This is a genomic window from Neisseria chenwenguii (assembly GCF_002216145.1).
Lineage (GTDB): Bacteria > Pseudomonadota > Gammaproteobacteria > Burkholderiales > Neisseriaceae > Neisseria > Neisseria chenwenguii.
Window position 1 is genome coordinate 1209596 of the sequence record NZ_CP022278.1, and the last position, 15261, is coordinate 1224856.

Here is a 15261-nt window from a genome sequence, read left to right on the forward strand (position 1 = left end):
TTTGAAAAGGTTGGGCTCTTTGCAAAATTCACAAATACCGACTAAAGGCCGTCTGAAACGCCAAATCCGTCATTCCCAGTAATATGAGATGAGTAATACTTTTTAAACGTACAGTTGAGTGGGTTCAACCTTCTGGATTCCCGCCTGCGCGGGAATGACGTCCGCACATTTTCGGATTTGATTTGTTTTTTTTTTACAAAAGTCTGAGGCCGTCTGAAATTTTCAGACGGCCTTTTTAATTGTTTATCCCCATCACCCAATCCGCTTAAACGGCGGCAGACATGCTAAAAGTTGCTGGCCGTATCTTTGTGTTTTGACGCGGTTGTCTAAAATGGTCACGCGGCCGTAGTCGGTTTCGGTGCGGATGAGGCGGCCGACAGCTTGGACGAGTTTGATGCCGGCTTCGGGCACGGTGATTTCGATGAAGGGGTTGCCGCCGCGCTGTTCGATCCAGCGGTTTTGGGTTTTCTCTATCGGGTTGTCGGGCATGGAAAACGGGAGTTTGGCGATGATGACCTGCACGCAGGCTTCGCCGGGGAGGTCGAGGCCTTCGGCGAAGCTGTCGAGGCCGAAGATGATGCTGGCGCGGCCTTCGGCAACGGCTTGGTGGTGTTTCTGCAAGAGTGCGGCTTTGGGCAGGTCGCCCTGTATCAGCAAAAGCGGCAGGTAGTCGTCGGGCAGGCGCAGGGCGACTTCCTGCATCTGTTTGCGTGATGAGAAGAGCACGAGTGTGCCGATGGCTTCTTGGGGGGAAATGAGTTTGGGCAGCCATTCGGCGACGGCGGCGGTGTGGGCGGCGGGGTCTTTGGGACTGGCGTGCACGGGAGGGATGTAGAGTTCGCCCTGTTTTTCAAAGTCGAACGGGCTTTTGAGGGCGAGGGTGGCGGTTTCGGGCAGCCAAACCAGGCCGGTTTGGCGCAGAATCAGGTTGAAGCTGCCGAGCGATTGCAGGGTGGCGGAGGTCAGCACCGCGCCGGCTGCGCGCCGCCACAGGCTGTTGGCGAGGTGGCTCGCGCTGCTGATGGGGCTGGCGTTGAAGATGTAGTCGTTTTTGTCGTCGATGCGGCGGGTAATCCATTTGGCCAGCGGTTCGCTCCCTTCGGGCGGTACGGCGGACAATAAGTCCCACACGGCGCTGATTTGTTCGGTGCGGGCGGTAAACAGGCCGAATTCGCTGCTGATGCGGTCGATGAGCGCGCCGTCTTGGTCTTTTTCGCGACGGGCGGCGGACAATGCTTCGTTCAGGCTGTAAACGTGTTTGAGCAGGCTGCGGGCGGCAACGGCGGTGTTCTGCACCAAAAGTTCCAAATCTTCGGGGATTTTGCCGTCCTGCCACAGCCATACGGGGTCGCTGTGTTTGCGGTTGAAATCGCTGTCGTTTTGGCGAAACTCACTGCGCTCGTTTTCAGACGGCCTTAAGTCCAGCGACGGTTCTTCGGCAAGGTGGAACTGCCATTCGTGCAGGCTGTCGAGCAGCGATGAAGCGGCTTCGTCGGCCAAGTTTGCGGTTTCGGCCTTGTCGGTTACGGCGGCGATTTTGGCGGTGATTTGCGGCAGTTTTTCCAACGTCCACACCGCCGTGTTCCACGAATGTTCGGCGGCAAACTGGCTCAGGGCTTTTTTGGGCAGGTGGTGGGCTTCGTCGATGCAGTAGAAACTGTTTTCCGGCGCGGGCAGAATCACGCCGCCGCCCATGCTGATGTCGGCCAGCAGCAAATCGTGGTTGGCCACCACCACATCAACCGTTTCCAGCGTGTCGCGCGCCAAATAAAACGGGCATTCGGCGCGGTTGGGGCAGGCCGCTTTCAGGCAGCCGTGGCGGTCGTTGGTGATTTTGAACCACAACGCGTCGTCGATTTTTTCCGGCCAGGTGTCGCGGTCGCCGTTGAAGCTGCGGTTGGCGAAACCGTCGGCCAGTTCGCGCATCTGCCTCATTTCGTCGGGCTTGGGTTTGCTGTCCCACAACACCGCCGGGGCTTCGAAGCCGAGCAGGTTTTGCTGCGCGTTGCCCTGCGTGAGCTGGTAGAGCTTGTAGGGGCAGAGATAGCGGCCGCGCCCTTTGGCGATGGCAAACGTCAGCTCCAGCCCGCTTTTTTCCACCAGAAACGGCAAATCGCGGTCGACGAGCTGTTCCTGCAACGCCACCGTCGCGCTCGACACCACCAGCTTTTTGCCGCGCGTCTGCGCCATAATGCCGCCCGCCAACAGATAGGCCAGCGATTTGCCCACGCCCGTCGGCCCTTCGATGACGGCGATGCTCTCGCCCTCGCGCTTGGGCGCGTCGCCGCCCTCTTCGCGGCTCAACGTGCGCGAAAACGCGTTGGCCACCGCCGCAATCATTTCCCGCTGCGACGCGCGCGGGCGGAAACCGGGCAGGTTTTTGCCGATGTTTTGGTAATGGTCGCGGATGGCGTTTTTCTCGAGGTCGGTAAGCATTGAGGCCGTCTGTAAAGGGGATGGGAAAAGATGTTATTTTAGCATTTTCGGGGCGGAGAAAGGCCGTCTGAAAAAACAGTTTTCAGACGGCCTTTCGGCAGGCGGCTTGTTTTGCAGAAGTTTCAGCCTGCATATTGAAAAATCCGTCCCGTCCGGTTTGTTTGATACAATCAGGGCCGTCTGAAAATTTCAGACGGCCTTTCATCCCTTTTCAGGAACCCCCATGATCAGCAGACTTACCGGCAAACTCATCGAAAAAAATCCCCCGCAAATTGTCATCGACGTCAACGGCGTCGGCTATGAAGCCGACGTTTCCATGCAGACGTTTTACCAGCTGCCCGCGCTCGGCGAAACCGTGCAGCTCTACACCCAGCTTGTCGTGCGCGAAGACGCGCATCTGCTGTTCGGCTTTAGCAGCGCCGCCGAACGCGCCACGTTCCGCCAGCTTGTCAAAGTCAGCGGCATCGGCGCCAAAACCGCGCTGGGCATCCTCTCCGCGATGAACGCCGACGAATTGGCGCAGGCAGTTGCCGGAGAAGACGTCAAACGCCTCTCCTCCGCGCCCGGCATCGGTAAAAAAACCGCCGAACGCATGGTTTTGGAACTGCGCGGCAAACTCGTTTCCGCCGCCGTTTCAGACGGCCTTTCCGCCTCCGCCACAGACGAAACCGACGACATCGTCAGCACGCTGATGGCGCTGGGTTACAACGAACGCGAAGCCAAAGCGGCGGTAAAAGGCATTCCGAAAGGCACGGACGTGGGCGAGGGCGTAAGACTGGCGTTGAAGAATTTGTTGAAATAGGCCGTCTGAAAACTTTCCGCCCGCCCCGCCACCAACTGCCTACGCTCCTGATATAATATTATTTTTTTCAGACGGCCTTCTGTTTCGGCAGGCCGTCTGAATGTCTTTATCGAAACGAAGCAAAATAATGGTTAAGAAGATTTTTTCCTGGTTTGAATCCCGCATCGACCCGTATCCCGAAGAGATTCCGCAGCCGCCGGCAAACGGGCTGTGGCTGTTTGTTTGGAGCAGTATTGCGGGGGTGCGCAAGTGGATTTTGGTTTTGGCGGTGATGACGGCTGTCATCGGCGTGATGGAAGCGCTGCTGTTTCAGTTTATGGGCAAGGTGGTGGACTGGCTGGGCAAATACACGCCCGCGACGCTGTTTGCCGAAAAAGGAACGATGCTCGCGGCGATGGCGGCAATGATGCTGTTTTCGGTTGTGTGGACGTTTCTCTCCGCCAACGTGCGCCTGCAAACGCTGCAAGGCGTGTTTCCGATGCGGCTGCGCTGGAATTTCCACCGCCAGATGTTAAACCAAAGCCTCGGTTTTTATCAGGACGAATTTGCGGGACGCGTGTCGGCAAAAGTGATGCAGACTGCGCTGGCGCTGCGCGATGCGGTGATGACCGTGGCCGATATGGTGGTGTATGTGCTGGTGTATTTCATCACTTCGGGCGTGATTCTGTTTTCGCTCGACGGCTGGCTGCTGCTGCCGTTTGCCGGCTGGATTATCGGCTTTGCGCTGGTGATGCGGCTTTTCATTCCGCGTTTGGGCAAAACCGCCGCGCGGCAGGCCGACGCGCGCTCGCTGATGACCGGCCGCATCACCGATGCCTATTCCAACATCACCACCGTCAAACTTTTCTCCCACGGCGCGCGCGAAGCGGCTTACGCCAAGCAGTCGATGGAAGAATTTATGGTTACGGTACACGCGCAGATGCGCTTGGCCACTTCGCTGCAAACGTGCAGCTTCATCGTCAACACCGCGCTGACCCTCTCTTCCGCCGCGTTGGGCATCTGGCTCTGGCATCAGGGCAAAGTCGGCGTGGGCGCCGTCGCCACCGCCACCGCAATGGCCTTGCGCGTCAATGGCTTATCGCAATTTATCATGTGGGAATCCGCGCGACTGTTTGAAAACATCGGTACCGTCAACGACGGCATGGCAACGCTTTCCAAACCGCATACCATCATCGACAAACCCGACGCGCTTCCCTTGAAAGTATCGCAGGGCGAAATCAGATTCGAACACGTCGATTTCTCCTACGAAGCCGGCAAACCCCTGCTCAACGGGTTCAACCTCACCATCAAACCCGGCGAAAAAGTCGGTCTCATCGGCCGCAGCGGCGCGGGCAAATCCACGATTGTGAACCTGCTGCTGCGCTTTTACGAACCGCAAAGCGGCACCATTTCCATTGACGGGCAAAACGTCAACGACGTAACCCAAGAAAGCCTGCGCGCCAAAATCGGCCTCGTCACCCAAGACACCTCGCTGCTGCACCGTTCCGTGCGCGACAACATCATCTACGGCCGCCCGAACGCCACCGACGAAGAAATGTTTAACGCCGCCGAACGCGCCGAAGCCGCCGACTTCATCCCCAACCTTTCCGACGCCAAAGGCCGGCGCGGCTACGACGCCCACGTCGGCGAACGCGGCGTCAAACTCTCCGGCGGCCAGCGCCAGCGCATCGCCATCGCCCGCGTGATGCTGAAAGACGCGCCGATTCTGCTTTTGGACGAAGCCACCAGCGCGCTCGATTCCGAAGTCGAAGCCGCCATTCAGGAAAGCCTCGACAAAATGATGGAAGGCAAAACCGTCATCGCCATCGCCCACCGCCTCTCCACCATCGCCGCGATGGACAGGTTGATTGTGCTCGACAAAGGCCGCATCATCGAAGAAGGCACCCACGCCGAGCTGCTCGAAAAACACGGCCTCTACGCCAAACTCTGGGCACACCAGAGCGGCGGTTTCCTGCCCGAGCATATTGAGCATTGATTTTGAAAGGCGCGGCAAAAGGCCGTCTGAAAAGTTTGAATGCTTTTCAGACGGCCTTTAATCTGCCTGCCCGATTGGGGTCTGATTCTTGAATCCGGCCTCCTATGCTCTATAAAATTTAAACTTTCCGCATAAAATAATATCATAGATAATTTTTGCAAAGAAAAACAATAACTAAGGAGTATCATCATGCAAGAGTTGAAAATTAATGAGCTGAAACAGGTTTCTGGCGGTTGGGGGTACCGGCGGTGGTTGGGCTGCCCTAGACTTAACAGGCGCTGTCCTAGTCGCAGCAAGCGCTGCCGCTATTGCGGTACTCAAACGTGCAAACAGATAAAGAAATCTGACCGGTTCTTTGTCTGAATTTGAAAAAATCGAAAGAAGACTTCATGAAGGTCGTGTTAATCCGCCTTAAGCGGACGTAATTACGGCAATACCCAAGCTTGCCGAAGGCTGTCTGAAAAACTGTTCCCACAGTTTTTCAGACAGCCTTGTGATTAAAAATCCCAAAAACTCAAATCTGCGCCGTTTCCCGCGCCAGTGCTTCGCAGGCGGTCATGTCTTCCTGCGCGCAGTCGTTTTGCAGCGAAGACAAAACCTGCTCGCGTTCGATTTGCTGTTCGGACGGCATTTCCGCTTTCAGGCGCTTGAGGTTGATGCAGGCGTTGCCGTAGCCGCCGTCGCACGACCGGCGGTAGAGCGCTTCGGCGCGGCGGTAGTCTTTGCCTGCGGCGGTATGGCCGTCGGCGTAGAGGTTGGCCAGAATATTGCAGCCTTTCATATTGCCGCCGTCGCAGGCTTTTTGCAGTGGTGCGAGCGCGGATTCGGGATTATCGAGCACGTCGCGCGTCCAGATGCCGTATTGTACGCAGCTTTCCAAGTCGTTTTGCGCGCACATTTGTGCGGCCTGATTGTATGCCTGTTCGTCAAACGCGCCGTCTGCCGGCGCGTCCAAAGGCAACAGCACGGCGAGCGCCGTTAAGAATTTTTTCATGTTTTTCCCGTTGTTAAAATTTGTTATCGGTAAATTTTACTATAACAATCGCATACGGAATATTTTTAGGCGGAATTATTTGAATCCTGACGGGATAAGCGTTTCAAAAATACATCAATCCCCTACGGCAGGCGTTGCCGGATTTAAACAAATTTTTCAGACGGCATTCCCCGCCTGTGCGATAATCGGGCGTTTGTTCTGATTCTGTTTTTACCCTGTTTGTTTAACACAGTTCACTAAAAGGCCGTCTGAAAAAAATGAAAACCGTCCCTACCGCCTTCCGCGCCGCTTTGGCGCTTTGCGCCGCGCTGGCGCTCTCCGCCTGCCCGAGCAGCAACGCGCCCGTTGCGCCCAAACCGACCGTGCAGCCGCCTGCGCCGAAACCCAAACCGCAGGCCGTGGTGGCTCTGGCTTTGGGCGGCGGCGCGTCTAAAGGTTTTGCCCACATCGGCATTATCAAGGTATTGAAAGCAAACGGCATTCCCGTCAAAGTGGTGACGGGCACATCCGCCGGCTCGATCGTCGGCAGCCTCTACGCCTCGGGCATGTCGCCCGACCGTCTCGAGCTGGAAGCCGAAATTTTGGGCAAAACCGATTTGGTCGATCTGACCCTTTCCACCAGCGGCTTCATCAAAGGCGATGCGCTGCAAAACTACATCAACCGAAAAGTCGGCGGCCGTCCCATCGAAAAATTCCCGCTGAAATTCGCAGCGGTGGCGACCGATTTCCAAAGCGGCAAAGCCGTGGCGTTCAACCGCGGCAACGCGGGGCAGGCCGTGCGCGCGTCGGCCTCGATTCCCAACGTGTTCCAGCCCGCCGTTATCGGCGGACGCCGCTACGTTGACGGTGGCCTGTCGCAGCCCGTACCCGTTACCGCCGCCAAAGGTCAAGGTGCGAATTTCGTGATCGCGGTCGATATTTCCGCCCGCCCGAGCGAGCGCACCAACGCGGGTTTCTTTGCCTACCTCGACCAAACGCTCAATATTATGAGCACATCCGCGCTGCACAATGAATTGGGCAAGGCCGACGTGGTCATCAAACCTAAAGTTTTGGAACTCGGCTCGGTCGGCGGTTTCGACCAAAAAGCCCGCGCCATCCGCCTGGGCGAAGAAGCCGCCCGCGCCGCGCTGCCGGAAATCAAGCGTAAGCTGGCGGCTTACCGCTATTGATTCGGAACGCTGCAAAACAGGCCGTCTGAAAATTTCGATATTTTCAGACGGCCTGACGTTTTTGCAAAAAGCAAAAAGGCTGTTTGAATGCCGTCTGAAACGCCAATTCCGTCATTCCCGATAGTTTGATATATCAGAAAGATTTATTCCGCACAGCTGCACAGGTGGGAATGACATCGGTTGGCGTAATTTCAGACGGCATTCAGGTAGGTGCTTTTTGTTTGCAAACGTTTCAGGCCGTCTGAAAAGGTTAAACTTTTTTCAGACGGCCTGTTTGACTGAACCTTACCCGCGTTTTGCGACTCTATATCTGTTTACCCGAAAGCTGATGTTTATGCTGAAAAAACTGTTGATTGTTCTGATCCTGCTGCCCGCGCTGCCCGCGTGGATTGCGGTGCAGGATTATCTCGTTTCCCGCCGCGGGATTGAGGCCGTGCGGCCGGCGGACAAGGCGGTGGTGCTGGCGACGAAGGCTTACGAACAAGGCCGTCCGAATCCCTGTTTGGCGGCGCGGGTGGAGGCCGGCGCGGCGCTTTACCGTGCGGGAAAAGTGAAGAAGCTGGTCATGAGCGGCGGCATCAACCGCGACCACCGCTACGGATCGCGCACGATGCAGGCGTTGGCGGAGCGGATGGGGGTGCCGGCTTCCGCTATCGAGCAGGAAGACCAATCGTCGGATACCTTTGAGAATATCGTGTTCAGCGCGAGATTCATCGAAAACAGTCCGCGCGTGGTGCTGGTCAGCGCGGGTTATCATTTGATGCGTTCGCGTTGGATGGCGGAAAAACAGTGGCCGGGCAAGGATATTCAGGTTTTCGCCGCGCCGTTTTGTTCGGAGCCGAACGGCGGTTATGCGTTTTCCCTCGTGCGCGAGGTGGCTGCGGTGGTGAAAAACGGGGCTAAAGGGCGGTTTTGAGGCCGTCTGAAAAACCCGCCGCCGCTGTTTTTCAGACGGCCTGATGCCGCCGAATCCTGTATAATTGCCGACAATTTCCACGGGCTTCTGCATTTTTCAGACGGCATCTGCCAATAGCCGTCCGAAACCCCGTTTCCCCTTTCATTCCCCCCATTCAAGGAACGTGCCATGATCAATCCCATCGCCGCACTCTCTCCCTTAGACGGCCGCTATGCCAAATCCGTCGAAGCGCTGCGCCCGATTTTCTCCGAATACGGCCTGATGAAAGCCCGTGTCAAAGTCGAACTCTGCTGGCTCAAGGCTTTGGCCGCCGAGCCGAAAATCGCGGAAGTGAGCGCGTTCAGTGAATTTACCGTGGTTGAAATCGACAAAGTCATCGAAAACTTTTCGCTCGAAGATGCGGCGGCGGTGAAAGCCATCGAAGCCACCACCAACCACGACGTGAAAGCCGTTGAATATTGGCTGAAAGAGCGTTTTTCCGGCGTGCCCGAAGTGGCGGCTGCGAGCGAATTCATCCATTTCGCCTGTACCAGCGAAGACATCAACAACCTCTCCCACGCGCTGATGCTGCAGGAAGCGCGCGAAACCGTGCTGCTGCCGAAGTTGGACGAAATCATCGCCAAACTCACCGAAATGGCGCACGGCCTCGCTGCCGTGCCGATGATGAGCCGCACCCACGGCCAGCCCGCCACGCCGACCACGCTCGGCAAGGAAATCGCCAACGTCGTCGCCCGTCTGCGCCGCCAGATTGCGATGCTTGAAGCGCAGGAATTTTTGGGTAAAATCAACGGCGCCGTCGGCAACTACAACGCCCACCTCGCCGCCTACCCTGATGTGGACTGGGAAACGCATTGCCGCAACTTCGTCGAAGCCGCGCTCGGTCTGACGTTCAACCCCTACACCATCCAAATCGAGCCGCACGACTACATGGCCGAGTTTTTCCAAACCCTCAGCCGCATCAATACCATTCTGATCGACTTCAACCGCGACGTTTGGGGTTATATTTCATTGGGTTACTTCAAACAGAAAGTCAAAGCGGGCGAAGTCGGCTCCTCGACCATGCCGCACAAAGTCAACCCCATCGACTTTGAAAACTCCGAAGGCAACCTCGGCATGGCCAACGCCGTACTCGGTTTTCTCGCCGAAAAACTGCCCGTTTCCCGCTGGCAGCGCGACCTCACCGACAGCACCGTATTGCGCAACATGGGCGTCGGCGCGGGTTACGCCCTCTTGGGCTACGCCGCCCACCTGCGCGGCCTGAACAAGCTCGAACCCAACCCCGCCGCGCTCGCCGCCGATCTCGACGCGACTTGGGAACTGCTCGCCGAACCGATCCAAACCGTGATGCGCCGCTACGGCGTTGCCAATCCGTATGAAAAACTGAAAGACCTCACGCGCGGCAAAGACGGCATCACGCCCGAAGTGCTGAAAATTTTCATCGAATCGCTGGAAATCCCAAGCGACGCCAAAGCCCAACTGCTCGCGTTGACCCCCGCGCTGTATGTGGGTAAGGCCGAAGAATTGGCGAAACGGATTTGAACGCGGGGCTGATTCGGGTTTGAAACCGCAAAGGCCGTCTGAAAACCTGTATAGGGTTTTCAGACGGCCTTTTTACATTCCGGCCCGATGTTATTCAAGCAAACACCGATGCTTAACATTCCCAACCATACCGCTTCAAATCCACGCAGCCGTTCTCCTTTAACCCAACCCCTTCCGCACGCAGCAACTCGGCCTGCTCCGCCCAGCCCGGCACCAGCCTGCCCGATGCGTTCACCACCCGATGGCAGGGATAACGCCCGTAGTATGCTGCATTCGCCAACACGCTCCCCACCAGACGCGCGTTTTTCTCCCGCCCAATCAAACGCGCAATCTGCCCGTAAGTCGCCACCAGCCCCGCAGGGATTTCTTCGACTACCGATAGAATTTCGAATGCAAGGCGGTCGTTTTTGGGGCGGGTGGGGGTGGGGAAATAGGATTTGGGGTTGGGCATTTCAGACGGCCTTTGGGAAGACATAGGTTAACGGGCATTTCCTAACATAATTTAGACTGGCGTATGGTAACGTGCACAATGGTTTTGTTCATGATATGCCGCGCAATACCGTTCAGGGTGGTTTTTACCTTGGGTGGTTTTGGCATAAAAATCCTTATTTTACAAAATAATAGATATTGTTTTATTTTTTGGAATATAATTGCGCAATCAAAATTTTTTAAGGAAATATTTTATTATGTCTCAACGGATTTTTCATCTGTATCGTTACCAAATTATTCCCAATGAACGTATTCAGGAAAAACTTCATCTATCAGAAAGTGAATTATCTGTTGATGAAGTAATCCAACGTAAAAATGAATTTTTTATTGAAGCATTTAGGCAAATCGCATTACAAAGTATGCTAGATGAAATAGATGATACTGGTCGCAAATTAAGAATTAAAGAAGTTTATCCTTTGCAAGAAACAACACATAATCAATTCTATGTATTTAAAGTTGCAGCTTGCAAAACAGTAACCAGAGAAACTGAAAATTTTGAAACAATGTCCGAAGAAGATTGGCCCCGCGTTCATGTGATTGTTTGGAATGATGATGAACAACAAGTATTAGCATTAGAACATCGGACAAGTGCATTTAATAAAACAAATACTTTGGCTAATTTGCTAGCAAAGAGATTAAACAAAGTATTGTATAAGCATAATTTAAATGTTCAAATTCATCCTATTTTTGATAAACAATCATTTTGGCAATTAGTAGAAGGTCACAAAGTTGAGCAGATAGAATTTAAAATGGTTACTCCAAATATGGCAAATATTTCAAAGGCATTGAGCGATGACTTGAAAGCATTAGCCAAATACTCGAATTCGGCAAATACGGAATTAACTATGAATGCCCCTGAAAATGGGGAATTAAATTTATCACCTAAATTGCCCCAATTGCAAGATTTGGTTGATTATAGTAGTAAGGGAGGTGGGAGTATTAGGGTCAAATATAAAGGAGTTCGAACTAAAAAAGATACAGCAAACACACATTCTAGTATTATTACAGATGAGTACACAGTTGAAGTGTCCCCAATAAGCTTACTAGAAAGAATTAAAAATTTCTTTCAAAACAGATAATTAAATATGATAAATACTGTTACTTGCACAGCAGCTAAATCTTTCGTAATTTCTCTTGTTTTATATTTGATTCAATATTTTATAGGAGTTTATTTTATGGGAGACTTTATGCGCTCCAATTTATTAAACATTTTAATAACATTAATGGCGATAAATACGGCTACAGTGGCTGTTATTCTGTCAAAATTGTATGAAATAAGTAAGCAGCACAATCAAAAAATTAATGATTCATTTAAGAATACAAAAGCACAATTATTATTATCCGTACGAGAACAAGTTACTTTAATTGGTGTTGCTTTAATTTTATCTATTCTTTCAAAGAAGAGTAGTTGGACTTTTGAACCTTTATTGATAAATGCGGGATTAGAAGTTTTATTATCAACTGTATTCATTTATTCTCTTTTTATCTTATATGATACGGCAGTAGCAGTATTGGAATTTTATGAATAACGGTTAATAAATCAAACTAATGTTAATAGCTTTGAGACTGCCTGAAAACTAAGTATTCAAGCTATCCCACTCCTTCCCCAACCTCTTCACCGACACCGGATACGGCGTCTTCAACTCCTGCGCAAACAGCGATACGCGCAGTTCTTCTATCTGCCATTTGAACGCTGCGAGGCCGTCTGAAACGGGTTGGTTTTGCCGCGTGAGGCTGTCCGTTTTTTCCTGCCACATCTGTTCCAGCTCCTGAATTTCGGCTTCGCGCGCGGCGTCGCGGGCGGGGTTGCCGCTGTATTTTTCCATGCGCAGGGTCATGGCGCGGAGGTAGACGGGCAGGCGCGGCCATTGCGGCCACGGGGTTCGGACGGCGAAGCCTGCGCCGAGCAGGGTTTGCACGCGTTCGCGCAGCAGGTGGGCGAGCGGGTGTTTGCCGCCGGCGAGTTTGCCGTTGAGTTCGGCGTAGGCGGCGGCGGTGTCCTGCAGATAGCGGCTGACGGCTTCTTTGACGGCGGGCAGGCGGCTGCGGGCGCGTTTGATTTGTTCTTTGAACGCTTTTTCGCTGCGGGGTGGTTCGTCGTCGCCGATAAAGGCGCGGTCGCACACGGCGGCGGTGAGGTCGTCGCGCAGGGTGTCGGCGGGAATGTGTTTGAGCAGCATGGCGGCTTGGGTAAACCCTTGAATGCCTTTGTTTAAATCCTTCATGTGCTCTTTGAGTTGCAAGGCCATGAGCGCAATCACGCCCTTGCGGTGGGCTTGGGCGGCGGCTTCGGGCGTGTCGAACAGGCGCAGGGCGATGCTGCCGTCTTTCTGTTTTTGCAGGCCGAGATAGCCCGTGAGCTGCTGTTTGCCGCGCGCGAACTTGATGCTTTCGGGCAGCGTGCCGATGTCCCACGCGGTGACGTTGTCGCGCTCGAATTCTTGCGTGTTGTCGCGGAAGGTAACGGCGGCGGCTTGGCCAAGTTGTTGTTGCAGCTGGATTAAATTCCTGCCCATGCCGAGTTCCTGCCCGCCGTCGTCCACCACGCGCAGGTTGAAATAACAGTGTTCAGGCAGCCTGAACGCCGCCCATTCGTCCAAATCGATTTGCTCGAGCAGACGCATATCGCCGGCGGTTTTGGCGATAAAACGGGCAAGCTGGGGAATAATCGGCTCTTGGCGGTTCGGCTCGCTTTCGAGAAATTTCGTTACGAACTCGGGCACGGGCACGCACACGCGGCGCACCTGCTTGGGCAATGCTTTGATTAACAACTGGATTTTTTCGCGCAACATGCCGGGCACCAGCCATTCGAGCGCGGGCGCGTGGATGCGGTTGAGCACGGTAAGCGGCAGGGTCAGGGTTACGCCGTCAAGCGGGTGGTGCGGCTCAAAGCGGTAGGCCAGTTTGAATTTGCCGTCGGGTGTTTTATAAAACTTGGGGAATTGCTCTTCGGTAACGTGCGCCGCCGCGTGCTGCATCAGGTCTTCTTTGGTGAGGAACAGCAGGCGCGGGTTTTCTTTTTCGGTTTGCTTCAGCCACGCTTGGAAAGTGCGGATGTCGGCCAGCGGTTTGGCGTTTTCAGACGGCCTTTGACGGGGCGGGTTTGAATTTGCCGTTTTTTCCGCCGTGTTTTGAGACGGCGGATTTTCAGACGGCGTAGGTCGGGCATTGATGCCCGACGGGGTTTGTGCCACTGCGTTGCCAGTGTCGGGCATGAATGCCCGACCTACGGTTTCTTGGTTTTCAGACAGGCATTCTGTTGGGGCGTTACCGGTTTCGTAGGGTAAATGTAAACCCACCGTTTCCGCCGTGTTTTGCAACGGTGGGTTGACACCCACCCTACGCGGATTTTCAGACAGGCATTCTCGGTTCAGGCCGTCTGAAACGGATTTTTCAGACGGCGTAGGTCGGGCATTGATGCCCGACGGGGTTTGTGCCACTGCGTTGCCCGTGTCGGGCATGAATGCCCGACCTACGGTTTCTTGGTTTTCAGACAGGCATTCTGTTGGGGCGTTACCGGTTTCGTAGGGTAAATGTGAACCCACCGTTTCTGCCGTGTTTTGCAACGGTGGGTTGACACCCACCCTACGCGGATTTTCAGACAGGCTTTGCGGGTTCAGGCTGTCTGAAACGGATTTTTCAGACGGCGTAGGTCGGGCATTTATGCCCGACGGAGTGTGTGCGGATGCATTGCCTGTGTCGGGCATAAATGCCCGACCTACGGTTTCAGACGGCACATACCTTTCAGGCAGCCTTTGGTTGTAAAAATCAAACAACGCCTCTTCGTCCACCAGCACATCCTGCCGCCGCGATTTGTGTTCCAACTCGCTGATTTCCTTAATCAGTTTTTTATTGTGGACGAAAAAATCCGCCTTCAAATCGCATTCCTGCGCCACCAGTGCGCTGCGGATGAAGATTTCGCGCGCCTCTTCGGGGGCGATGCGGCCGTAGGCGACGGGGCGGCGCGGCAGCACGGTCAGGCCGTAGAGCGTGACGCGTTCGCTGGCGACGACTTCGCCGCGTTTCTGCTCCCAATGCGGCTCGAAATAGTGGTAGCGCACCAGATGCCGCGCCTCCTGCTCGATCCATTCGGGCTGGATGGCGGCCACGTCGCGCGCGTAAAGCCTTGTTGTTTCAACAAGTTCCGCCGCTATCACCCATTTCGGCTTGCTCTTGAACAGGGCGGACGCGGGGAACAGGTGGAAATGCGAACCTCGCGCGCCGGTATAGTCGTGGCCGTCGGGCGACTTCATGCCGATGTTGGCAATCAGCCCCGTGAGCAGGGCGCGGTGGATTTGTTCGTAGCCCGCTTCTTTGGCGGCGCGGATGTTGGCGCGGTGCTGCTTTTTATCCAGTTGTTTTTGCTTGAGTTTCGCCGACAAATCCTGATCGCCCGCGTTTTCAGACGGCCTCAACTGCGCCGCTTCGGCAGGCCGTCTGAAAACCTGTTCGCGCGACGCCAAACCCATTTCCACCGCAATTTCGGCAAGCTGTTTGTGCAGCTCGCGCCACTCGCGCATCCGCAGGTGCGACAGGAAATATTGCCGGCACCACTGCACCAACTGCTTGTTCGACAAGCCTTTGTCGCGCTCGCGCTGGAAGCTGTCCCAAATATTCAGGTAGGCGAGAAAATCCGACTGCTTGTCGGCAAACCGCTCATGCGCCTTCGCCGCCGCCTCGCGGTTCTCCAAAGGCCGCTCGCGCGGGTCTTGAACGGAAAGTGCGGACACAATCACCAGAATTTCCGCCACGCAGTCGTGCTTCTTCGCCGCCAGCAGAATGCGCGCGATTTTCGGGTCTATCGGCAGCCGCGCCATCTGCTCGCCGAGTTTGGTCAGGCGGTAGCGGGGGCGGTTTTCAGACAGGCTTGGTTTGTCGGCATGGGGGGGCAGGCTGCCTGAAAGGAGTTCAGACGGCGTGTTCGGATTTTTTATCGGTTTA

The 15261-nt window shown here is 54.7% G+C and carries 11 protein-coding genes; 7 read left to right on the forward strand and 4 right to left on the reverse strand.

The annotated features are described in order from the left end of the window. Positions 1 to 252: 252 nt before the first annotated feature. A complete protein-coding gene (gene dinG / locus BG910_RS05990) occupies positions 253 to 2436 on the reverse strand; it encodes an ATP-dependent DNA helicase DinG (RefSeq protein ID WP_089036057.1) in 2184 nt (727 codons plus the stop codon). Between the two features lie 223 nt (positions 2437 to 2659). On the opposite strand from dinG, the gene ruvA reads away from it, so the two are divergent. Beyond that, a complete protein-coding gene (gene ruvA / locus BG910_RS05995) occupies positions 2660 to 3238 on the forward strand; it encodes a Holliday junction branch migration protein RuvA (protein WP_089036058.1) in 579 nt (192 codons plus the stop codon). 127 nt (positions 3239 to 3365) lie between these two features. Next, the gene (locus BG910_RS06000; RefSeq protein WP_089036059.1) at positions 3366 to 5213 is read left to right on the forward strand and encodes an ABC transporter ATP-binding protein; all 1848 of its coding nucleotides are present in this window, start codon (positions 3366 to 3368) and stop codon (positions 5211 to 5213) included. Between the two features lie 514 nt (positions 5214 to 5727). Here BG910_RS06000 and BG910_RS06005 read toward each other — a convergent pair. After that, positions 5728 to 6207 (reverse strand): SEL1-like repeat protein, encoded by a 480-nt coding sequence (locus BG910_RS06005; protein WP_089036060.1) that lies wholly within the window; start codon positions 6205 to 6207, stop codon positions 5728 to 5730. Between the two features lie 257 nt (positions 6208 to 6464). On the opposite strand from BG910_RS06005, the gene BG910_RS06015 reads away from it, so the two are divergent. From BG910_RS06015 to purB, 3 genes are all read left to right on the forward strand, one after another. Beyond that, entirely contained in the window at positions 6465 to 7376 is a 912-nt protein-coding gene (locus BG910_RS06015) for a patatin-like phospholipase family protein (RefSeq protein WP_089036062.1), read from the forward strand. A 334-nt stretch (positions 7377 to 7710) separates the two neighbouring features. Next, complete coding sequence (locus BG910_RS06020; RefSeq protein ID WP_232462250.1) at positions 7711 to 8292, forward strand: YdcF family protein; 582 nt, start codon at positions 7711 to 7713, stop codon at positions 8290 to 8292. 168 nt (positions 8293 to 8460) lie between these two features. Beyond that, entirely contained in the window at positions 8461 to 9831 is a 1371-nt protein-coding gene (purB, locus tag BG910_RS06025) for an adenylosuccinate lyase (RefSeq protein ID WP_089036063.1), read from the forward strand. 112 nt (positions 9832 to 9943) lie between these two features. Here the strand turns inward: purB and BG910_RS06030 are convergent, their stop codons facing one another. Next, positions 9944 to 10306, reverse strand: coding sequence for an MGMT family protein (locus BG910_RS06030; RefSeq protein WP_232462251.1), 363 nt, complete (start codon positions 10304 to 10306; stop codon positions 9944 to 9946). 211 nt (positions 10307 to 10517) lie between these two features. Between BG910_RS06030 and BG910_RS06035 the strand changes: the two genes are divergently transcribed. Together BG910_RS06035 and BG910_RS06040 are read left to right on the forward strand one after the other, a co-directional pair. Continuing rightward, on the forward strand, positions 10518 to 11399 hold the full coding sequence (locus tag BG910_RS06035; RefSeq protein ID WP_089036065.1) for a hypothetical protein: 882 nt from the start codon (positions 10518 to 10520) through the stop codon (positions 11397 to 11399). A 6-nt stretch (positions 11400 to 11405) separates the two neighbouring features. Beyond that, positions 11406 to 11849 carry a hypothetical protein gene (locus BG910_RS06040; RefSeq protein ID WP_198344832.1) on the forward strand — a complete coding sequence of 148 codons (444 nt, stop codon included), beginning with the start codon at positions 11406 to 11408 and terminating at the stop codon, positions 11847 to 11849. A gap of 48 nt (positions 11850 to 11897) precedes the next feature. Here the strand turns inward: BG910_RS06040 and BG910_RS06045 are convergent, their stop codons facing one another. Next, entirely contained in the window at positions 11898 to 15137 is a 3240-nt protein-coding gene (locus BG910_RS06045) for a DUF3418 domain-containing protein (protein ID WP_408633793.1), read from the reverse strand. Between the last annotated feature and the right edge of the window lie 124 nt (positions 15138 to 15261).